General features: G+C 56.8%; 18 protein-coding genes. 13 read left to right on the top strand and 5 right to left on the bottom strand.

All coding sequences use genetic code 11. The features are described 5' to 3' along the window. Positions 1 to 41 precede the first annotated feature (41 nt). Positions 42 to 917, top strand: a complete 876-nt coding sequence (bla, locus tag CPY64_RS10450; RefSeq protein WP_042481623.1) for a class A beta-lactamase — start codon at positions 42 to 44, stop codon at positions 915 to 917. Positions 918 to 950: 33 nt separating this feature from the next. On the opposite strand, the gene CPY64_RS10445 is transcribed toward bla, so the two are convergent. After that, on the bottom strand, positions 951 to 1,631 hold the full coding sequence (locus CPY64_RS10445; protein ID WP_042481621.1) for a GntR family transcriptional regulator: 681 nt from the start codon (positions 1,629 to 1,631) through the stop codon (positions 951 to 953). Next, positions 1,624 to 2,133 (bottom strand): V4R domain-containing protein, encoded by a 510-nt coding sequence (locus tag CPY64_RS10440; protein WP_042481619.1) that lies wholly within the window; start codon positions 2,131 to 2,133, stop codon positions 1,624 to 1,626. The genes CPY64_RS10445 and CPY64_RS10440 overlap by 8 nt, the downstream gene beginning before the upstream one ends. Positions 2,134 to 2,293: 160 nt before the next feature. Here CPY64_RS10440 and CPY64_RS10435 point away from each other — a divergent pair, with 160 nt between their 5' ends. The 7 genes from CPY64_RS10435 (at position 2,294) to CPY64_RS10405 (ending at position 10,262) form a co-directional block, all read left to right on the top strand. Beyond that, positions 2,294 to 3,817: an ABC transporter substrate-binding protein gene (locus CPY64_RS10435; RefSeq protein ID WP_042481616.1), complete on the top strand. Its 1,524-nt coding sequence runs from the start codon at positions 2,294 to 2,296 to the stop codon at positions 3,815 to 3,817. An 82-nt stretch (positions 3,818 to 3,899) separates the two neighbouring features. Then, positions 3,900 to 4,913, top strand: coding sequence for an ABC transporter permease (locus CPY64_RS10430; RefSeq protein ID WP_042481614.1), 1,014 nt, complete (start codon positions 3,900 to 3,902; stop codon positions 4,911 to 4,913). After that, complete coding sequence (locus CPY64_RS10425; protein ID WP_042481611.1) at positions 4,910 to 5,794, top strand: ABC transporter permease; 885 nt, start codon at positions 4,910 to 4,912, stop codon at positions 5,792 to 5,794. Before CPY64_RS10430 ends, CPY64_RS10425 begins: the two co-directional genes overlap by 4 nt. Next, a complete protein-coding gene (locus tag CPY64_RS10420) occupies positions 5,794 to 7,680 on the top strand; it encodes a dipeptide ABC transporter ATP-binding protein (RefSeq protein ID WP_042481608.1) in 1,887 nt (628 codons plus the stop codon). Before CPY64_RS10425 ends, CPY64_RS10420 begins: the two co-directional genes overlap by 1 nt. A gap of 32 nt (positions 7,681 to 7,712) precedes the next feature. Next, the gene (locus CPY64_RS10415) at positions 7,713 to 9,026 is read left to right on the top strand and encodes an aromatic ring-hydroxylating oxygenase subunit alpha (protein ID WP_042481606.1); all 1,314 of its coding nucleotides are present in this window, start codon (positions 7,713 to 7,715) and stop codon (positions 9,024 to 9,026) included. 5 nt (positions 9,027 to 9,031) lie between these two features. After that, positions 9,032 to 9,634 (top strand): aromatic-ring-hydroxylating dioxygenase subunit beta, encoded by a 603-nt coding sequence (locus tag CPY64_RS10410; RefSeq protein ID WP_157766851.1) that lies wholly within the window; start codon positions 9,032 to 9,034, stop codon positions 9,632 to 9,634. A gap of 7 nt (positions 9,635 to 9,641) precedes the next feature. Beyond that, positions 9,642 to 10,262 (top strand): flavin reductase family protein, encoded by a 621-nt coding sequence (locus CPY64_RS10405; RefSeq protein WP_157766850.1) that lies wholly within the window; start codon positions 9,642 to 9,644, stop codon positions 10,260 to 10,262. 213 nt (positions 10,263 to 10,475) lie between these two features. On the opposite strand, the gene gdhA is transcribed toward CPY64_RS10405, so the two are convergent. The 3 genes from gdhA to trxA all read right to left on the bottom strand — a co-directional run bounded on the left by gdhA (position 10,476) and on the right by trxA (position 13,610). Then, positions 10,476 to 11,816 (bottom strand): NADP-specific glutamate dehydrogenase, encoded by a 1,341-nt coding sequence (gene gdhA, locus CPY64_RS10400; protein WP_042481600.1) that lies wholly within the window; start codon positions 11,814 to 11,816, stop codon positions 10,476 to 10,478. A 141-nt stretch (positions 11,817 to 11,957) separates the two neighbouring features. Beyond that, complete coding sequence (rho, locus tag CPY64_RS10395; RefSeq protein ID WP_009455931.1) at positions 11,958 to 13,214, bottom strand: transcription termination factor Rho; 1,257 nt, start codon at positions 13,212 to 13,214, stop codon at positions 11,958 to 11,960. 69 nt (positions 13,215 to 13,283) lie between these two features. Then, positions 13,284 to 13,610, bottom strand: coding sequence for a thioredoxin TrxA (trxA, locus tag CPY64_RS10390; protein WP_042481598.1), 327 nt, complete (start codon positions 13,608 to 13,610; stop codon positions 13,284 to 13,286). Positions 13,611 to 13,844: 234 nt separating this feature from the next. On the opposite strand from trxA, the gene CPY64_RS10385 reads away from it, so the two are divergent. From CPY64_RS10385 to CPY64_RS10365, 5 genes are all read left to right on the top strand, one after another. Beyond that, positions 13,845 to 15,806 carry a DNA topoisomerase IV subunit B gene (locus tag CPY64_RS10385; RefSeq protein ID WP_042481595.1) on the top strand — a complete coding sequence of 654 codons (1,962 nt, stop codon included), beginning with the start codon at positions 13,845 to 13,847 and terminating at the stop codon, positions 15,804 to 15,806. A gap of 20 nt (positions 15,807 to 15,826) precedes the next feature. After that, positions 15,827 to 18,136: a DNA topoisomerase IV subunit A gene (parC, locus tag CPY64_RS10380; protein ID WP_026483503.1), complete on the top strand. Its 2,310-nt coding sequence runs from the start codon at positions 15,827 to 15,829 to the stop codon at positions 18,134 to 18,136. A gap of 61 nt (positions 18,137 to 18,197) precedes the next feature. Beyond that, positions 18,198 to 19,232, top strand: a complete 1,035-nt coding sequence (locus CPY64_RS10375; RefSeq protein ID WP_009455928.1) for a CDP-6-deoxy-delta-3,4-glucoseen reductase — start codon at positions 18,198 to 18,200, stop codon at positions 19,230 to 19,232. A 37-nt stretch (positions 19,233 to 19,269) separates the two neighbouring features. Beyond that, on the top strand, positions 19,270 to 20,523 hold the full coding sequence (locus CPY64_RS10370) for a D-amino acid dehydrogenase (protein WP_042481591.1): 1,254 nt from the start codon (positions 19,270 to 19,272) through the stop codon (positions 20,521 to 20,523). A 7-nt stretch (positions 20,524 to 20,530) separates the two neighbouring features. Beyond that, the gene (locus tag CPY64_RS10365) at positions 20,531 to 21,844 is read left to right on the top strand and encodes an extracellular solute-binding protein (RefSeq protein WP_042481588.1); all 1,314 of its coding nucleotides are present in this window, start codon (positions 20,531 to 20,533) and stop codon (positions 21,842 to 21,844) included. Positions 21,845 to 21,870: the final 26 nt, after the last annotated feature.

Below are 21,870 nucleotides of genomic sequence, written 5' to 3'. Positions count from 1 at the left end.
AGTTGTTTGCGTGTTTTAACCCCTTTGTGAAGGATGGGCCGATGAGTGCACATAGACTGAAACGACTGGCAGTGACATGGATTCTGGCTGGCTGGTCTGTCCATGCTGTCGGGGCGCAAACCCATCCGGTGGTTCAGGCGGCACAAGAGGCTGAGCAGTCCTTGCAGGCCCGTATCGGTCTGGCCGTGCTGGATACGGCAGATGGCCAGCTTTGGCAGTATCGCGCCGACGAACGTTTCCCCATGGCCAGCACCAGCAAGGCCTTGATTTGTTCCGCCTTGTTGGCCAGAGGTCCGGGTGCGATGAAGACGGCCTGGCTAATTAAAGAGGAAGTTGTTCAGTCTTACGCCCCTACGACGGAAAACCTGATCGGCCAGTATGTGTCAGCGGCCCAATTGTGTGCGATTACGATGCGCAACAGCGACAATACCGCCGCCAATGGGGTGCTGGAGATGCTGGGTGGACCGCAGGCCGTCACCTCCTTTCTACGCACTATCGGCGATACGGTGACGCGTCTGGACCGTAATGAGCCCAGCCTGAATGAAGCCACGCCCGGGGACCTGCGCGACACAACGACCCCGCAAGCCATGGTGCAGACCTTGCAAAGTCTGGTCCTGGGCGATGCGCTTAAAACCTCAGACCGTGATCGGCTGACTGATTGGCTGCGCCATAACGAAGTGGGTGGGCCTTTGCTGCGGGCGGGAGTACCTGAAAGCTGGACCGTGGCAGATCGAACGGGAGCAGCAGGATACGGCACGCGTGGGGTGGTGGCGGTGATGTGGCCACCAGAGCGTGCGCCGCTGGTGGCTGCTGTCTACATCACGGAAACGAAAGCCTCGATGGAAGCGCGCAATGCGGCCATCGCGGCTATCGGCAAAGTAATTGCACAGGCAGTGGATCAGAAAGCACAGCCTTGAATCAGCTGGTGGGTACTGGCGGGGACAGGCCACTTAGCCGGCCTGACGCTCCAGCATTTCATCCAGCGTTGCGTAATAGCTCATGGAGGCATGACGCAGATTCGTGCGTACATGCTCGCGCGCCTGTTCCGGATCTTTATCCAGAAAGGATTGCAGGATGCCACGGGTCGCCTGCATGGACAGTTCCCGATAGCGCGTATCGCGCAAGGTGGCCAGACGTACCGCTTCTACGTGGTCACTCAGGCGAAAAATCATGGTGCTCAAATGCGGGTTGGGGCATAGCGAAATCCAGCTTTCCCGAAACGCATCGTTGGCAATCATGTATTGCATGGGGTCGGCGGCAGCATGGGCTTTTTCTGAGGCATTGGCCGCCTTGTTCATCAAGGCCAACCCTTCCAGATTGGCTTGCAAGCAGGCAGCAGCGGCCGCTTCAGGCTCGAGCAACATGCGTATTTCAAAAATCTGCGCAATATCGGCCGGGGTGAAGCGCCGCAGCATGAAGCCGCGCGAGGTGCCCTCCAGCAATCCTTCGTTGGTCAGTTGCAGCAGGGCTTCGCGCACAGGCATGCGCGAGACTTGCAGTTCCGCAGCAATTTCATGGTCGACCAGACGGTCGTCATAGCTGATGTCGCCACTGCGCATGCGGCTGCGCAGGTGTTTGTAGACCTGCTGGCGTATGTTCAGTTTGGGGGCGGCAGGCTGGTTTTTATTCATTGGTTTTGGGTAAGACGGTGAACAGGCAGTCGGCATGGCGTCCCTGTGCGCAGCAGTGTGTTTCCTGCACCTGGACGGGCTGATCGTAGATCAGTTGGCCGACGGCTGTAAGCATACCAACGATAGGCCGGCACAGGGGCCGATCATGGGAGCCAAATCCCCAGGCAAAGGGGCTGTTGTGCACGCGAACCTGCAAAGCTCCCGTGGCCTCTGTTTGAATGTCCCAGTTCCCCCAACCCAGCTGTGCCGAGATGTCGGCAATGCTGTCCAGCAAGGCCTGTGGGTCGTGATTAATGGCTTTCCAATACGCTTGGGCAGACAAACCACCTTGTTCCATTACGGCCTGCCCCAATGCATCCAGCGCCTGCGTTCGGGCGGGTTCATCCAGCCGGCGAAACAGCCCCATCAACACGTCGACACGCATCATCAAGTAGCGCCGATCAGCGTCCAAAATCTGGCCCTGTGCCGTATCCCAGCTTAATTTGTCTTTGAATTCAGTCATTTTAAATGAAAAGTATATTGTTTTGTTTTTAGATAATAGGTTGATATTAAAGCAAATAAATTATAGGGAAAACCATTATCTATTTAATTTAAGAATAAACTATATACTTTTTCGCAAGGCGGACTAGCGCTGGAATGAAGTGCATAACAAAAGGGGACACATGGTGAAAGCGTTGCGAAAAAGCGTAGTGGGGCTGGCCTTGGGGGCTGCCTTGATGATGGGCTGGGGGACGGCCAGCCAGGCAGCCGGGAGCGAGCTGAAAATTGCGTTTCCGGTTGATATTCCGTCCTGGGACCCGACCTCGGTTACCTTTCCGGCTGGCCAGTCGATTTACAAGGCCGTGTTTGATTCACCCCTGTTTGTGGGTGACGATCTGAAGGTGGCGCCACGCCTGATCGAGTCCTGGGAATGGGCAGACGAGCAAGGTCAGGCCTTGAAAGTAAAGCTGCGCGGCAAGGTGAAATTCCATGACGGCAGCGACATGACGGCCGAGGATTTGAAATTCACCTTCGATCGTGCAATCAACAAGAAAACACTGGCTCTGAACGGCATGTTGCCCACTCTGAAGTCGGTGGAAGTGACCGGCCCGCTGGAAGCCATTATTCATTTCAGTTCGCCCACGCCAACGGCCCCCAAAGGCCTGGCCTTCTTGTCGGCCTATATCCTGCCCAAAGCCTATTTCGAGAAGGTAGGGGAAGAGGAATTCCTGAAGCGCCCAATTGGCGCAGGCCCATACAAGCTGAGCGATTATCAGCGTGGTTCCCGCATCACTCTGGAAGCCTTTGAGGACTACTGGCAAGGTGCGCCAGACCTGAAGCAGGTCGTGTTTGAAATTGTGCCGGATTCCTCGGCACGCGTCGCTGCGGTTGAGTCCGGTCGGGCTGATGTCTCGGTTCAGATCCCGGTGCGCGAAATTGCCCGTCTGGAGAAGAATCCCAAGCTGGAAGCCAAGGTCTACCCGTATAGCGAGATCTACATTTTGCAGATGCCCAGCTATGTAGAAAGCTTTAAAGACGTGCATGTACGTCGTGCCATGAACATGGCCATCGACAAGGCCGGTCTGTCCCGTGCTTTTTACAAAAATGTCGCGCAGCCCTTGTCGGTTCTGGCCACCAAAGGCTCGCCCGGCGATGTGCCTGATCTGAACATTCCTTTCGACAAGAAAGCAGCCGTAGAGGAATTGGCCAAAGCGGGTTACAGCACGGAAAAACCGTTGACCATTACCTTGTACTCCACCAATAACACCTTCCCATCGGACTACGATGTGGCCCGTGCGGTGGCGCAAATGTGGAGCCAGATTGGTGTGCAGACCACGGTTGAGGAAATTACCGTGGCCAAGTATCTGGAGCTGAGTCATTCGTCCAAATTGACGGGTGTGATGCTGTACAGCTGGGCCAATGCAACGGGCGATCCGGAGATTTTCACGGGCCGCATTCTGGATCCGCGCCTGCGTTTTTCCACCTGGAAAGAAGAGCGTTTGGCGGGCACCCTGGATGAGCTGAACCGGCAGATGGACGAGGACAAGCGAGTAGCCGGTTATCAGGCGCTGAATCGTGAAGCGGCGGAACAGGCCTGGAGTCTGCCGGTGCTGCAGTCCATCTCCACCATTGCCTACAAAAAGGGCTTGAAGCTCAACACCTATCAGACGGGCTACATCCTGCCGCAGGAATATTCCTGGCAGTAAGCCTTTCATGCACCCCGCAGCATCGTGCTGCGGGGTGGTCTACCGGGTTCCTCCCGGCGTATTTTCTCCTGCGGTTCTCTTCATGAAAAACGTTTGCTTCCTGATGGCGCGCAAGCTCGTCTTCGTGCTGGTGACGGCGTTCCTGCTGTCCATGATCGTGTTCTTCATGCTGCGCGTCATTCCCGCTGACTCTCTGGGCATGATGCTGCCTCCTTCGGCCACCGAAGCCGATGCGCAGGCGCTGCGTGTTGAGCTGGGCATGGATGGCTCGGCCTTGCATCAGTACCAGGTTTGGTTGAGCGGAGTGTTTCGCGGCAATCTGGGCAACTCCATCTTCTTTCATCAGCCAGTGACAGGCTTGCTGGCCCAGGCTTTGCCACCCACGCTGGAGCTGGCCTGTATCAGCTTGCTGATGGCTTTGCTGATCTCCATTCCCGGCGGCCTTGTTCTGTACTTGCTGGACAAGAAAAAGATCGAATTTGTGGCCGACTTTGTGCTGGTGCTGCTTCTGTCAGTGCCGTCCTTTCTGTGGGGCATTATTTTGATCGTGGTGTTCGGTGTGCTGTTCCCGGTCCTGCCCTTTATGGGGCGGATGGAAGGGACACCCGCTGTGGATGGCGGCACGGGCTTTCTGCTGTTTGACCTCTTGATACGCGGTCAGTGGCAAGCCTGGTGGGATGCCTTTTCGCATTTGCTTCTGCCCGCCCTGGCCTTGGCCCTGGCTTTCAGTCCCATCGTGATTCGTGTGCTGCGCTCCAGCCTGATTGAAACGGCCAATAGCCAGTACGTGAATGTCGCCCGTCTGCGTGGTGTGCCGGAATGGCGCGTGCTGCTGGTGCACATGCTGAAAAACGCGGCCCTGCCTACCTTGACCCTGATCGGCGTGCAATTTGGCTTTTTGTTTGGCGGCACCTTGCTGATCGAAGTCATTTTCTCCTTCCCCGGTATTGGCAATCTGATGGTGCAAGCCATCAAGAACCACGACCTTCCCCTGATTCAGGGCGTGGCCCTGGTGTTCTGTTTGATGGTGTTGGCCGTCAACTTCTGTGTCGATGGCTTGTACAGCGTTATGAATCCACGTCTGAGGTCCGCATGAGCGCGCATCCACATTCTTTCTGGCAAGCGCGGCTGCGGCCTGTGCTAGCCCATCCCAAAGTGCTGGTTGGCGGCACTCTGGTCTTGATCTTTGCTCTGGTGGCCTTGTTTGCCCCCTTGCTGGCGCCCAACGATCCTAATGCACAGGACTTGCTGGCCACGCTCTTGCCTCCCGCGTGGCAGGACGGCGGTCTGGCGCAGTATCCCTTGGGAACGGATGGCCTGGGGCGATGTATTTTGTCGCGCCTGATCTATGGTAGTCGCGTGGCCTTTCAGGTTGCAGTGACTGCCGCCGCCGGCACCATGGTGCTGGGCACGGTGTTGGCGATTTTGGCCGGTTATATCGGTGGCTGGTTCGACCGGGGAGTCAGCTCCCTGGTGGTGTTGTGGATGGCATTCCCGCCCGTGGTGTTTTCCATGATGTTGATGGTGGGCTTGGGCACGGGTCTGTTCAATGTGATTCTGGCCGTGGTGCTGGTGGACTGGACCCGTTTTTATCGCGTGGTTCGGGCCGAAGTGCTGGTGGTGCGTCAGCGTGATTATGTGTATGCCGCGCATTTGCTGGGCTTTTCCCACCTGCGCATCATGCTGCGCGAAGTGCTGCCTAGCGTGGCGCCACTAATCGTCACTTTGTTCAGCCTGCAAATGGGGGTGGCTATTGTGGTTGAAGCCATCCTCAGTTTCGTGGGCCTTTCTGTTCCTTCTGATGTGGTGGCCTGGGGCGTGATGCTGGCTGATGGTCGTGACCAGATTTACCAGGCAGGCTGGGGTCTGATGGCGCCAGTGATTGGCATTGTGTTTGCAGTGCTGGGTTTCAATTTGCTGAGTGATGGTTTGCGCACCACGCTGGATCCTCGGCTCAAGCAACGAGGAGCGCACTGATGAGCGTGCCGGTTATTGAATTCAAGCAAGTCAGTGTCTCGGTGCCGGTACAAGGGCAGTCGGTAGAACTGCTGCGCAAGGTCTCGTTTGCAGTGCAAGCAGGCCGCACCTTGGGTCTGGTCGGGGAGTCCGGCGCGGGCAAGAGCATGATAGGGCGGGTGATCTCGGGCATGTTGCCCAGCAACCTGCGTCTGTCCTCGGGCCAGGTCTGTTTTCAGGGCTCAGTGGTCACGGGTGCACAAATGCGTCGTCTGCTGGGTCGCAAAGTGGCTTTTGTGCCGCAGGAGCCCTTGTCCTCGTTGAATCCGGTGCTGACCATACGCCAGCAGATGTTCGAGCACTTGGCTCGACTGGGTATTCCCCGTGCATCCCGCGAGCAATATTGCCTGGAACGTCTGCATGAAGTGGGTCTGCCTGATCCACCGTCCTTGCTGGGACGCTATGCCCATGAGCTTTCCGGCGGACAGTGCCAGCGTATCTTGATTGCCATGGCTTTTTCCGGCGACCCGGAATTGATTGTGGCTGATGAGCCGACAACGGCTTTGGACGTGATTACCCAAGCGCAAATCATCCGGATTCTGCGCGATGTGCAGCAGCGCCATCAAACCGCCGTGATTCTGATCACCCACGATCTGCGCATGGCTGCTCACGTCTGTGACGAGGTGGCCGTGCTGTATGCCGGGGATGTGGTCGAACAAGGTCCTGCTGCAGATGTTTTGGATACACCTTTGCATCCTTATTCCTGGGCCTTGAAGAACGCGACGCCAGCATTGAATGGCCCTTTGTACGCCTTGCCGTCGCTGGCCGACATCATGCCTGGCTTGAAAGACATGCGGGATCTGCCGGGTTGTCGGTTTGCCCGTCGTTGTCCTACGCGTAATGCGGTCTGTGAACAGCGCGCGCCAGAGTTGGAAGCGGTGAAACCCGGTCATTGGGTCAGTTGTGCCGGTCCCTGTATGACGCGTGATGTGGCGGCGCAAGCCCAGCTGCATGTCCTGCCGCAAGGGCCTTCTGACGAGTCCGCCCCGCTGGTTGAATTTCAGAGCGTGGAGCGTAGCTACCGAGTGACACGCAATGGTCGCCGTAGCCTGATGTATGCCTTGCGGCCCCTGTCATTGAGCGTGCGCCCCGGCGAGATGGTTGGCGTGGTGGGGGAAAGCGGCAGTGGCAAAAGCACCGTCGCCCGTTTGATGGTGGGTTTGTTGCAGCCCAGCGGTGGCCAAGTGCTGGTGCAAGGTCAGTCCCGCGAGCAGTTTGCCAAAGGGCAGGGCGAGTCCTTGTCGCAGACGATTCAGATGGTCTTTCAGGACCCGGATTCGGCCTTGAACCCACGCCGCAGCGTACAGCAACTGGTAACGCAGGTACTGGAGTTGCAGCCGGGGATGACGCCCGAGCAGCGTCGTCAGAAAGCCGACGAGTTGATGGCGCAGGTGGGCATTGCCCAGGATGCGGGTTTGCGTTTCCCCTCGGAACTGTCCGGTGGGCAAAAGCAACGCGTGAACATTGCCCGCGCCTTATGCGTGCAGCCGCGTCTGTTGGTGGCGGACGAGATTGTGTCTGGTCTGGATGTGTCGGTGCAGGCGCTGATCTTGAATCTCTTGCTGCGACTGAATAAGGAATTGGGCATCGCAGTGGTGTTCATCTCGCACGACTTGTCCGTGATTCGCTATTTGTGCACACGAGTGCTGGTGATGAAAAACGGTGAAGTCGTGGAGCAAGGAAATACCGCCGAGGTGTTTGCCGACCCGCAGCATCCCTATACCTGTCTTTTGCTGGGCAGTGTGCCGCCGGATGATTCCAGCCAGATCTGGCCTGCGCCTCTGGATTGTCCATCCCAAGCCGTGGGAAAGGTTGCACCCGCTTTAGTACCCGCTATGGCGGTCTGAATCCCGTTTTACTCGTATTTACAGGAAGCACTATGAGTTATGCCAATAACGAGGCCGCCTTGTCGGGCCTGACCCAGGACCATCAGGTCCATCGGGATGCCTATCTGGACGAGGACGTCTTTCAACTGGAAATGGAACGGCTGTTCAGCCGTGCCTGGCTCTATGTGGGCCATGAAAGTCAGGTGCCCAAAACGGGCGATTATGTATCGGTGACCTTGGCACAAAGCCCCGTCATCATGCTGCGCCATAGCGATGGCTCGGTGCGGGTGGTGATGAACCGTTGCGCCCATAAGGGGGCCAGACTGGTCAGCGAACCCAGCGGTAATGTGGGCAAGATGCTGCGTTGTCCATACCACGCCTGGACCTATAGGCTGGATGGCTCGCTGCTGGCGGTGCCGCTGAAAAATGCCTATGAAAACACGGAGTTTTCACAATGTCCGGCTGCGGGCGGCCTGTCCACCCCGGGGGCGGTAGAAAGCTATCGCGGCTTTGTGTTTGCCCGCCTCAGCAAGGAAGGGTTCAGCCTGCAAGAGTATTTCGGTGATGTGTTGCAGGCCCTGGACAATATGGCGGATCGCTCTCCGGAAGGGGAGTTGCAGGTGGCTGGCGGTTCGATTCGTACCGTCATCAACTGCAACTGGAAGATGTACATGGAGAACATCAACGACACCGTGCATCCCATCTCCACGCATGAGTCGGCCTCCAGCTCGGCAGCCAAAGTGGGTGAAGTGTTCAAGGAAGAAGACCCCACCGCGCTGGAGCAATTGCTGCCCTTCGGTTCGGGCTATGACTTCTATTCACGTATGGGCGTGGAAACGTACCCGAACGGGCACAGCATTCTGGGCACCAAGTTCAGCATTCATACCGACTACTCCGGGATTCCAGGTTACGAAGCCATGATGAACGAAGCCTGGGGCGAGGAGAAAGCGGCTCGGGTGCTGGGCTTCAATCCACAAAATGTGGTGTTTTACCCCAGCATGGCAGCCAAGGGTTCGCCGCAGATTATTCGTGTATTGCGACCTTTGGCGGTAGACCGAACCTTGCTGGAAGTGTGGGTGTTTCAGCCCAAAGGGGCACCGCGTGAAATGCTGGATCGCGGCCTGACTTATAGCCGTCTGGTTTACTCCCCCATGAGTGTTGTCGCCCATGACGATGTGCACTTGTTCGAGAGCCAGCAAGCCAGCCTGAAAGCCCAAGGCAATCCGTGGGTGAATCTGCTGCGTCAATACGATGCGCAGGAAGGTGAGCAGGGCAAGGGCAGCTTTGACGATGCGAATAATGAATGGGTCATACGCAACCAATACCGTGCCTGGAAGCAAGGCATGAAGCAGCAGGAGCAGGAGTGATGGGGATGGCGCAAGAGCAGGGCCAGCGCAGTGGCCAAGTACAGCATGCATTGCAAGAGGGGCAGCAACAGCAACAACCATTGAATCCGCAGCAAAGCCAGGGGCAAGGTCAGCGTCTGGACCAAACGACGAGCCTGCAACAGAGCCTGCAGAACTTTGTATGGCAAGAGAACGCCTTGCTGGATGAGGGGCATTTTGATGATTGGTACGAGCTATTCGCGCAAGATGGCCTGTACTGGATTCCCGGTGAATCCGGCCAGGAAAGCCCGGAAGGGCGCATGTGCATTGCCTTGGAAAATCGTATGTTGATGCGCTTGCGTATTGATCGCCTGTCGCATCACCGTGCCTTTTCCTTGCAACCCGGTGTACGTGGCCTGCGTGTGATTCAACATCCACGCGTTCAGTCCGAACATCCTGACGAGGACGGCTGCTATACCGTGCGCACCAATCTGATTTACTCGGAGTATCAGAAGCAAAAAACCGAGGTTCTGCCTGCCACTGCCTCCTACCGTTTGCGCGCCGTCGATCAGGCTTGGGAGATCGTGGAGAAGCGGGTGGACTTGTTGAGTGTGGATGGTTATTTACCCACCATTCAGCTCTTCATTTAGGCCACCCATGCACACGACTGACATATCACCCCGCTATCGCAGTCTGTCTTGCGAGGGCATGGACGACAGCATGGCTTACCGCCTGCTGACGTCCCTGATCGTGCCGCGTCCTATTGCCTGGGTATGTACTATGGAGGAGTCGGGCAGTGTGAATCTGGCGCCGTTCAGCTCCTTTAATTACGTGGCGCACAGCCCGCCCATGCTGGCGATAAATATCAACCGTAATGATGACGGTAGCTTGAAGGATACGGCCCGTAATTTGCAGGCCAGTAAAGAATGTGTGGTGCAGTTATGCCGCGAGTCTGATCTGGCGGCGGTTCACGCCAGTGCTGCTGCCTTGCCGCCCGGTCAAAGCGAGGTACAGGAGTTGGGCAGGAGTCTGGTGCCCAGCCAGCATGTGCGCGTGCCTCGCCTGGGTGGGGCCGCCGTGCAGATGGAGTGCAAGCTGGATCAGGTGGTGGATTTAGGGCGTGGCGTGAACCAGCTGCATATTATGGAAGTGCTGGCTTTTCACGTTGATTCGTCCTTGATGGACGAGAAGGGGAAAGTAGATCTGGAGGTGTATCGGCCTTTGGCTCGGTGGGCTGGGCCGTATTATGCACAGCGTGGGGATATTTTTCTGCCTTGATGTTGTTGCCTGGTTTCTGGTCTGGTTTCCGGCCATGTTTGTAGACAAGCAGGGCTTCGCTACGACCATGGTGGGTGACTCTACACGGGTAACTGGACCAGGACTTTCAAGGGCAGATAATTCCAAACCTGCGACAGACACTTCCGGTTTGGCCATAAACAAAAAAAACCGCCTTGTGGGCGGTTTTTTTGACTACTGAGCAAGGCGCAAAACTTAATAAACACCTTGATGACGCATGGCATTGGCGACTTTGACAAAGCCGGCAATATTGGCGCCGTTAACGTAGTGGATGAAGTCGCTTTCTTGACCATAGTTCACACAATTTTCGTGGATGTCACGCATGATGGAGTGCAGCTTTGCGTCAACTTGTTCGCGTGTCCAGCTCAAACGCTGGGCGTTTTGGCTCATTTCCAGACCAGATACGGCAACACCACCTGCATTGCTGGCTTTGCCTGGGGCATACAGAATCTTGGCGTGGATAAAGGCATCGACTGCGTCCAGCGTGCTGGGCATATTGGCGCCTTCGGCAACGCAACGCACACCGTTCTTGATCAGGACTTCAGCATCTTTGCCATCCAGCTCATTTTGGGTTGCGCAAGGCAGAGCGATGTCCACAGGGACGTGCCAAGGACGTTTGCCTTCTTGAAAGAGCAAGCCGTGTTCTTTGGCGTAATCCACCAGACGACCACGTTGCACATTTTTAACGTGCATCAGGGAAGCCAGTTTTTCGCGGGTAAAGCCGTCCATGTCCACCACGCAACCTTGCGAGTCGGAAACGGTAACCACTTTTGCGCCCAGATCCAGACATTTTTCAATGGCGTATTGAGCCACATTGCCCGAACCGGACACCGAAACTGTCATGCCGTCAAAGGACAGGCCTTTGCGAGCCAACATTTCTTGTGCGAAATATACGGTGCCATACCCCGTGGCCTCAGGACGAATCAAGCTGCCGCCAAAGCACAAATCCTTGCCGGTGAACACACTGGCTGCGCTGTTGGAGAGTTTTTTCATCATGCCGGCCATAAAGCCCACTTCACGTGCGCCCACGCCGATATCACCGGCAGGAACGTCAGTATCTGGACCCAGGTGACGGTACAGCTCAACAATCAGGGCCTGGCAAAAGCGCATCACTTCGCCATCCGATTTGCCCTTGGGATCAAAGTCCGAGCCGCCTTTGCCGCCGCCCATGGGCAGAGTGGTCAGGGCGTTTTTGAACGTTTGTTCAAAGGCCAGGAACTTCAGAATGGACAGGTTCACCGAAGGGTGAAAGCGCATGCCGCCCTTGAAAGGACCGATGGCATTGCTGTGCTGAATACGGAAACCGCGATTGACCTGAACCTGACCGCGATCATCTACCCAGGAAATACGAAACTGGATGGTACGTTCGGGTTCGACCAGACGCTCGAGCAGACCATGATCGGCGTACTGGGGGTTTTTCTCGATGAAGGGCCACAAGCTGGTCATCACTTCCCGTACGGCCTGCATGAATTCAGGCTGGTTGGGGTCGCGGGACTGCACTCTGGCTAGGAACTGTTCTAGAGAGATAGATTTCATTGCAAGCGAACTCTGTTTGCAATACTGAGATTTCGAGTAGAACTCAGCAGATTGAAAGAATGGATGCACGGGAATGCACCCGATCATACGCCCATCGCAAGCAAGCCTCTCGTATAGAGAGGCTTGCGCAGGATGTTCGATTTACTTCTTCATCATGTCGAAGAATTCGGAGTTGGTCTTTGTGGCCCGGATTTTGTCCAGGATAAACTCCATGGCTTCAATTTCATCCATCCCATGGATGAACTTGCGCAGGACCCAGACCTTTTGTAGAAGGTCGGGCTTGATCAGCAACTCTTCACGACGTGTACCTGATTTGTTCAGGTTGATGGCAGGGTAAATGCGTTTCTCGGCCAGACGGCGCTCCAGATGGATTTCGGAGTTGCCGGTACCTTTAAATTCTTCATAGATGACTTCGTCCATGCGGCTGCCAGTTTCGATCAGGGCAGTACCGATGATGGTCAAGGAGCCACCTTCTTCCAGATTACGGGCAGCGCCAAAAAAGCGTTTGGGGCGCTGCAGGGCGTTGGCGTCCACACCACCGGTCAAAACCTTGCCCGAAGCAGGGACCACGGTGTTGTAGGCGCGAGCCAGACGAGTGATGGAGTCCAGCAGGATCACCACGTCTTTTTTCAATTCAACCAGGCGTTTGGCCTTTTCAATGACCATCTCGGCCACTTGCACGTGACGCGTGGCGGGTTCATCAAAGGTGGAGGCCACCACTTCGCCGCGCACGGTGCGCTGCATTTCGGTCACTTCCTCGGGGCGCTCGTCCACCAGCAGGACGATCATGATGGCCTCGGGGTAATTGGTCGTGATGGCGTGAGCCATGTGCTGCATCATCACGGTTTTACCGGATTTGGGGCTGGCCACGATCAGGGCGCGCTGGCCTTTACCGATAGGCGAGAAGATATCCAGGATACGACCTGTGATGTTCTCTTCGCTTTTGATGTCGCGCTCCAGGCGCATGGGCTGATCGGGATGCAGCGGGGTCAGGTTCTCAAACATGATGCGATGTTTGATGGCCTCGGGCTGCATGCCGTTAACCTTGTCAACTTTTACCAGGGCAAAGTAGCGCTCGCCGTCTTTAGGGGTACGCACTTCACCTTCAATGGAGTCACCCGTGTGCAGATTGAAACGACGTATCTGCGAAGGGGAGATGTAGATATCGTCTGTGCTGGCCAGGTAAGAGGTTTCTGGCGAACGCAGAAAGCCAAAACCATCAGGCAGGACTTCAAGCACCCCGTCGCCGAAAATCTGCTCGCCTTTTTTGGCGTGCTTTTTCATGATGGCGAACATCAGCTCTTGCTTGCGCAAGCGGTTCGCGTTGTCGATTTCCAGAGTGGCAGCCATTTCTAGCAGCTGCGAGACGTGCAGAGCTTTTAATTCGTTCAGGTGCATGGGAGTGGGGAAGGGCTTTCAGCAGCAGACCGCAGGCCAGCAAAGGGCCTGCGTGCGGTTAATCAGAGATTACAGGGAGCTGTCGAGAAACGCGCTAAGTTGGGACTTGGAAAGTGCGCCGACTTTAGTCTGGGCCACTTTGCCGTCTTTAAACAGCATGAGCGTTGGAATACCGCGAACACCGAATTGAGCAGGGGTGTCGGGATTTTCATCGACGTTGAGCTTAGCGATGATAACACGACCTTGGTACTGTTCGGCTGCTTCATCCAGCAAAGGTGCAATCATTTTACAGGGACCGCACCATGCAGCCCAGTAATCGACCAGAACGGGAAGTTCGGCTTTGAGGACGTCGCTCTCGAAGGAGGCGTCTGTAACGTGAATGATGGAGTCGCTCATGGCAAGATGCAAAAAAATTAAAAGATAACGAAAAACTATACGTGTGGCGTGACCTGAGCACAATGTATTCTACGGCCAATTGCGACGGTCTTGTTGCCAATTTTTGACAGGATACCATTGCGTCTGGTTGATAATGTGCATTCACTGCGCAACGCGCGCCAATAAAGCGTTTCCCCACTGGCGCCTAACCACTCGTAAAATAGCGTTTTTCTGTACGATCTACCGGGAATCAAGTTGTCTACTACACGTTACGACGAATCTTCTATACGGGTGCTCAAAGGGCTGGAACCGGTCCGTCAGCGCCCGGCCATGTATACCCGCACGGATAATCCCCTGCATATTGTGCAGGAGGTCATCGATAACGCGGCCGACGAAGCCCTGGCTGGTTTTGCCCGCACCCTGACTGTCACCTTGCTGGAGGACGGCGGCATACAGGTTGAAGACGATGGGCGCGGTATTCCCGTTGGCTTGCACCCTGAAGAGAATGCACCGGTGGTGGAACTGGTGTTCACCCGTCTGCATGCCGGGGGTAAATTCGACAAGCTCAATGGTGGGGCTTATGCCTTCTCCGGCGGTTTGCACGGGGTGGGTGTCTCGGTGACCAACGCCTTGTCGCGTCGCCTGGAAGTGCTGGTCTGGCGCGATGGGCAAGCCAATGAAATCGTGTTTGCCGACGGCGAGCTGGAACAGCCCCTGACCCAGACGGGCACAGTGGGCAAGCGCAAGACGGGAACCCGCGTGCGGGTCTGGCCCGATCCCAAATATTTTGACTCTGCCCAGATTCCCCTGGCTCAACTGACTCATATCCTGCATAGCAAGGCTGTCTTGCTGGAAGGCGTGACGGTAGAGCTGGTGCAGCAGAAAACCGGCCAGCGCCAGCAATGGTGCTATGAAGACGGTTTGCGCGGCTATCTGCAGGAAGAGATGGACGGCGTGGAGCTGCTGGTGCCCCTGTTTGAAGGCCGTCAGTACGCCCCGCAAGACGATGACAATTTCTCCGCCGGCGAAGGTGCGCATTGGGTGGTGGCCTGGGCGCTGGACTCCAATATTGTGCGTGAATCCTATGTCAACCTGATTCCAACCCCAGCGGGGGGAACGCACGAATCGGGCTTGCGCGATGGCTTGTATCAGGCCGTGCGCAGTTTTGCCGAGCTGCACAGCCTGATTCCCAAAGGCGTCAAGCTGCAGGCTGAGGACGTATTTGCCCGTGCCAGCTTTGTGCTGTCGGCCAAAGTGCTGGACCCGCAGTTTCAAGGGCAGATCAAGGAAAAGCTCAATAGCCGCGACGCCGTGCGTCTGGTCAGTGGTTATGTGCGCAATGCGCTGGAACTGCATCTGCACGCGAATGTGGATCAGGGCCGCAAATTGGCTGAAGTGGCGGTGCGTCAGGCTCAGGCCCGTACCCGTTCGGCGCAGAAAGTGGAGAAACGCAAAAGCTCGGGCGTGGCCGTGTTGCCCGGCAAGCTCACGGACTGCGAGTCGCACGACCTGGAAAGCTCCGAACTGTTTCTGGTCGAGGGTGACTCGGCTGGTGGTTCGGCCAAGATGGGCCGTGACAAGGAATTTCAGGCTATCTTGCCCCTGCGCGGCAAGGTTCTGAACGCTTGGGAGGTCGATAAGGATCGCTTGTTCGCCAACCAGGAAATTCACGATATTTCCGTGGCTATCGGTGTGGACCCGCACGACGCCCAGTCCGAGCCGGATTTGTCCGGCTTGCGCTATGGCCGTATCTGTATCCTGTCTGATGCGGACGTGGATGGCTCGCACATTCAGGTGCTGTTGTTGACGCTGTTCTTCCGTCACTTCCCCAAGCTGATCGAGGCTGGTCATGTGTATGTGGCCCGTCCTCCCTTGTTCCGTGTAGACGTGCCTGCCGCCGGAAAACGCCCGGCCCGCAAGATCTACTGTCTGGATCAGGGCGAGCTGGATGCGATTCTGGAAAAACTGCGCAACGAAGGCATACGCAACGAGTCCTGGAGCATCAGTCGCTTTAAAGGTCTGGGTGAAATGAGCGCGGAACAGCTGTGGGACACCACCATGAATCCCGATACCCGTCGCTTGTTGCCCGTACATTGGGGCGAAGATGGGCTGAGCGGCACGCAAGCCATGTTCACCATGCTGATGGGCAAGGGCGAGGCCTCTGCCCGCCGTGCCTGGTTGGAAGAAAAAGGCAATTTGGCCGATCTGGACGTCTGAGCCCGACTTAAGAGTTATTTATGGACAGCAATCAATTGGATTTTGAACCGGCGGGATCGGACGATAGCATCACGCTGGCAACTTACGCGGAACAGGCTTATCTGGATTACGCCGTTTCAGTGGTACGTGGACGAGCTTTGCCCGACCTGACCGATGGCCAGAAGCCGGTACAACGCCGCATTCTGTACGCTATGGATGCCATGGGCCTGGGCCCAACGGCCAAGCCCGTGAAATCGGCTCGTGTGGTGGGGGATGTGCTGGGTAAATATCACCCGCACGGCGACCAGGCCGCCTATGACGCCATGGTGCGTATGGCGCAGGATTTTGTGCTGCGTTATCCGCTGGTGGACGGGCAGGGCAACTTTGGCTCGCGCGACGGCGACAATGCCGCCGCCATGCGTTACACGGAAGCACGCTTGACGCCGTTTTCCCGTCTGCTGCTGGACGAGCTGGACGAAGGTACGGTGGACTTCATCCCCAACTACGATGGCAGCCAGAAAGAGCCGGTGACCTTGCCAGCACGCTTGCCCATCATGCTGCTTAACGGCGCATCAGGGATTGCCGTCGGGATGGCAACCGAGATTCCGTCGCACAACCTGCGCGAAGTGGCCCAAGCTTGCGTCAGCCTGTTGCGCAACCCGAATTTGAGCGATCAGGAAATCCACGAGATCGTCCCCGGCCCAGACTTTGCCGGTGGTGGTCAAATCATTTCCGCCGCTGACGATATTGCGGCGGTGTACGCCCAGGGCCGAGGCTCCATCAAGGCCCGTGCCCGTTGGGTATTCGAGGAAATGGCACGTGGCCAATGGCAATTGGTCGTGACTGAATTGCCGCCCGGCAGCTCCTCCCAGCAGATTCTGGAAGAGATTGAAGAGCGCACCAATCCCAAGGTCAAGGCCGGCAAGAAATCGCTGAGTACCGAGCAACAACAAACCAAAGCCTTGATGCTGAACATGCTTGACGCGGTGCGCGACGAGTCTGGCAAGCAGGCGGCGGTGCGTCTGGTGTTTGAACCCAAGTCTCGCGCTATTGATCGGGACGAGTTCGTGACCACCTTGCTGGCGCAAACCAGCCTGGAGCGCAACGTCTCCATCAACCTGGTGTGTATTGATACGGATGGCCGTCCCGGTCAGCGTTCCTTGCGCCAGGTTTTGCTGAATTGGCTGGAGTTTCGTCGCCATACGATGGAGCGTCGTACTCGCTACCGTCTGGACAAGGTCACCGACCGTATCCATGTGCTGCAAGGGCGCATGGTGGTGTACCTGAATGTGGACGAGGTTATTCAGACTATTCGTGAGTCCGACGAGCCGCGTGCAGCCCTGATGGAGCGCTTTGATTTAAGCGAACGTCAGGCCGACGATATTCTGGAAATGCGTCTGCGTCAGTTGGCACGTCTGGAAGGCTTCAAGATCGAGAAAGAGTTGAAGGAACGTCTGGACGAACAGGAGTCGTTGCAAAAGCTGCTGGACGATCCCAAGGCCTTGAAACGCCTGATGATTCGTGAAATCGAAGCCGACGTTAAAACCTACGGTGATGACCGTCGTACCTTGATTGAAGCGGCCGAGCGTGCTGTGCTGGAAACCAAGGTGGTTGATGAGCCAGTTACCGTGATTGTGTCGCGCAAAGGCTGGCTGCGTTCACGCCAGGGCCACGGTCACGACGCTTCGCAATTCAGCTTCAAGACGGGCGATGGCTTGCGCGATGCGCTGGAGTGCCGCAGTACTACGGATCTGGTGGCGATCGGTACCGATGGCCGGGTCTATACTGTTCCGGTCTCCAGCTTGCCTTCAGCGCGTGGCGACGGACAGCCCATTACCTCCATGATTGAAGTCAGCCCCAGTGCGCCTATCGAGCACATTCTGGGGGCGCCTCTGGATCAGAACTACTTGCTGGCTGCCTGCGACGGCTACGGTTTTGTGGCCTCCCAGGGTGACATGAACACACGCCAGAAAGCGGGCAAGCAGTTTGTCACTGTCGAGGAGGGCAAAAAGCTGCTCAAGCCTTTGGCCTTGCGTCCGGACGATCAGTACGTGGGCCTGCTCAGCGAGCAGGGACGCTTCCTGGTGGTGGATATCAAGGAACTGAAAGTGCTGTCCAAGGGGGGGCGCGGCACGGTGCTGATCAAGCTGAACGAGGGCGATACGCTCAGTCAGTGGGTGGCCTTTGGCGAGGCCGGTCTGGCCGTCAGCGGGGTGAACCGCAAACGTCCGTCCACCATCGTGATGGATCTGGACATGCTGGCCAATTATCTGGGCAAGCGGGCAGGCAAGGGCAAGGCCCTGTCGCTCAAATTGAACGACCCTGTGCTGCATCGGCCTGAAGAGTCCTGAATTTGCATAGCCGCCGGAGGCTGAGCCTCCGCCTGATAGATTTCTTTTTTGAGTGTTGGATATGAGTTTTAAAGTCACGGTTCAGCCCAGCGGGCACAGTTTTGACGTACAGCCCGGACAGTCTGTGCTGGATGGCGCGCTGAATGCAGGCATTGTCTTGCCCTATAGCTGCCGTAATGGCACCTGTTCGTCTTGCCGTGGCAAGGTCATCGAAGGTGAATACGATGCAGGCCGTGCGCCCGAGCAATTGCTGAGCGAAGAGGATCGCGCGGCAGGCTACACCCTGTTCTGTCAGGCCAAGCCCAGCAGCGACATGCTGATCGAGTCCCACGAAATTCGTATGGCGACCGATATCCAGATTCGCAAGATGCCGTCGCGCGTGGTGGGCCTGGAAAAAGTACGTGATGATGTGATGGTGGTGCGTCTGCAAATGCCATCGTCCGAGCCATTCCGTTACTACCCAGGCCAGTATCTGGAATTCATCCTGAAGGACGGCAGCCGTCGCAGCTACTCCATGGCCACACCGCCACGGGAAGACAATCAGGTGGAATTGCATATTCGTCACATGCCCGGCGGCGTGTTTACCGATCACGTATTCGGTGCCGGTGCCACCGCCATGAAAGAGCGCGAAATTCTGCGTGTGGAAGCGCCTTTGGGTTCTTTCTTCCTGCGTGAAGACAGTGCTGCACCTATGGTGTTCCTGGCCAGCGGTACGGGTTTTGCTCCGATCAAGGCCTTGATCGAGCGTCTGATTCAAACCGGCAGCCAGCGCGAAGTGGCTCTGTACTGGGGCGGGCGTCGACCCAAGGATCTGTACCAGTCCGAACTGGCCGAGAAATGGGCCAGCGAACTGCCTAACTTGCGTTTCATTCCGGTGATTTCCGACGCTCAGCCTGAGGATGGCTGGACAGGCCGTACGGGCTTTGTGCATCAGGCGGTACTGGCTGATTTGCCGGATCTGTCGGCCTGGCAGGTGTACGCCTGTGGCGCGCCGGGCATGGTTGAAGCGGCCCGCAAGGATTTTGTGGAGCAGGCTCAACTGAATCCGGACAATTATTTTGCAGATGCCTTTACGTCGCTGGCAGACGTAAAGTAAGTGTCTTGATCAATAGCTCAACAAGCGGACAGTACACATGAAAGTAGCAGTTCTGGGCAGCGGCATTATTGGGGTATCAACTGCCTGGTGGCTCAGCCAGCAAGGTTGTGAGGTGGTAGTCGTGGATCGGGGAACCGGTCCCGCGCAGGAAACCTCGCGTGCCAATGGCGGGCAAATCTCGGTGTCCTATGCCGAGCCCTGGGCCAACCCGAAAATGCCGTTCAAACTGCTGAAATGGTTGTTGCAGGACGATGCTCCCTTGTTGTTCCGTCCGCGTCTGGACCTGCGCCAGTGGCGCTGGTGCTTGTCTTTCCTGCGAGAGTGCCTGCCAGGGCGAGTTGCGCCCAATGTGCGCGCTCTGGTGGCCATGGCGGAATACAGCCGCAGCACACTGAAGCAATTGCGTCCCAGTCTGGATTTTGATTATCGCCATCAGGAAAAAGGCATCATCACGTTTTACCGGGATGCCCAAAGCCTGGATGACTCGCAGCAAATGGCGGACGTCATGCGCGATATGGGCGTGGACCGTCGCATCATGAGCGTGGACGAACTGGTGCAGCTGGAGCCGGCCCTGGCCTCGGCTCGCGGCCAGATCGTGGGGGGCGATTACACCAAAGATGATGAATCCGGCGATGCAAACCAGTTCACCTGCGGTTTGGCCGCCATGGCCAAGCGGGCCGGGGTGGAGTTTCGCTTTTCCACCCAAATCACCCGTCTGCTGACGGCCAAGGGCCGAGTGGTGGGCGTCGAGGTCATTGGTTCGGACGGTGCGTACGAGTTCATACAGGCAGACGCCTTTGTGGTGGCCATGGGCAGTTTCAGCCCCACCGTCTTGCAGCCGCTGGGGATTGCCTGCCCCGTTTACCCGGCCAAAGGCTATTCGGCCACTTTCCCGGTGCTGGTCCCCGAAGGGGCACCTATCGTCAGCCTGACGGATAAAGATAAAAAACTGGTGTTTTCCCGCCTGGGCGATAGCCTGCGGGTGGCGGGAACCGCAGAATTGTCGGGCTATTCGCGCAGTTTGAACCCCGCGCGTTGTCAGGCTTTGTTAACGCACGTAGCTGATCTGTTCCCAAGAGCATTGGATTTTGATAATGTTCATTTCTGGTCAGGACTGCGTCCTGCCACAGCATCAAATGTCCCACTGATAGGCCGTTCCTCCATTCCCAACCTGTACCTGAATACCGGACATGGCACCCTGGGCTGGACCATGGGTATAGGCTCTGGCCGAGCCTTGGCGGACCTGGTCATGGGACGCAAACCCGAACCTGAATTTCCTTTTTTATCTTGAAGGATGTATGAAAAATCTACGCGGATTACTGTTGAAACGTGGTGTTATGGCTTTGGCGATGGCAGCGGGTGGCTCGGCCGCTTTGCTGTTCGGGTCGACCGCCCTGGCAGCCGTTGATATTCAGGTCTGGACCGCTTTGAACTCGCACAATCAGGACGAGTTTGAACGCTTGGTTCGGGATTTCAATCGTAGCCAGAGCGACGTCAAGGTGTCGGTCAAGGCGCATGACACGGAAGCCTCGTTGGAGCAGGTCATGCAAGCGGGCAAGGACTTGCCCAATCTGGTGCAGTTAGGCGAGATGTCCGGCCTGGACGAGGTTGCTGACCGCTCCTACATCATGCCCATGCACACCTTGCTGGCTCGGGAAAAAATGGACAATGTGTCCTGGTTCCTGGCCTCGAACTCTTTTGTACGCAATGGCCGTGGCCAATTGCAGGGCTTTCCTTACATGGCCGAAATTCCGGTCATGTATTACAACCTGGACGCCTTTGATAAAGCCAAGATCGAACCTGCGGTGCCCAGCCGTGTCTGGCTGGATCTGCAGGCCCAGCTGGTCGATCTGGCCAATAAAGGCTCGCGCCGTTGTCCTTTGACCTCCGATCAGTCTGTCTCCATCAACCTGGAGAACCTGGCCGCGGTCAATAACCAGATTTACGGTCTGGCACCCGGCGCCAAGGTCAAAGGCAAAGTGGGCTTTGACTTTGACGTGATGTACATCCGCCACCTGTCCATGATGATCAGCTGGGTGAAATCCGAGCTGATGGTCAAGCCTGGCACCTTGCCTGAGTCGCCCCAGCGTTTTGCCAAGGGCGAATGTGCCGTCATGTTCTCCAACTCCGGCCATATTGGTGAATACAGCGACACGCGCGGCCTGAAATACGCTGTGACCGGTCTGCCTTACTACCCTGAAGTCACCCAAACCCCCGGCAAGCCTTTTGTCACGGGGTCGGCTCTGTGGGCGGTGAAAGGCCATAACGCTGAACAGAACCAGGCCTCGGCCCGCTTCATCAGCTGGTTGGCCCAGCCAGAGAACGCCGCTCGCTGGTATCAGAAAACAGGCTTTTTGCCTGTAAGCCGTGAAGCCTTTAACGCGACAGGTAGCGACTACTACAAGGACAAGGGTGACTGGATGCACCTGGTGGGAGCTTACAGCAGCGGTACATCGGGCACAGCCAAGGGCAACTTCCGTAACTACCGTCAGATCCGTGCCGTGTTCAATCAGAGCCTGGAAAGTGCGCTGGATGGTCAGCAACCGGCCATGACGGCATTGCGTACCGCCGCCACGGAAGCCAACCGTCTGGTGGCTCAGAAAGGACGCTGATTTATCTGTGCGTACAAGCCGATCTA

Source organism: Alcaligenes faecalis (assembly GCF_002443155.1).
GTDB classification, from domain to species: domain Bacteria; phylum Pseudomonadota; class Gammaproteobacteria; order Burkholderiales; family Burkholderiaceae_B; genus Alcaligenes; species Alcaligenes faecalis.
The sequence above is the reverse complement of the archived record's forward strand: the minus strand, read 5'-3'. Positions and strand labels throughout refer to the sequence as shown.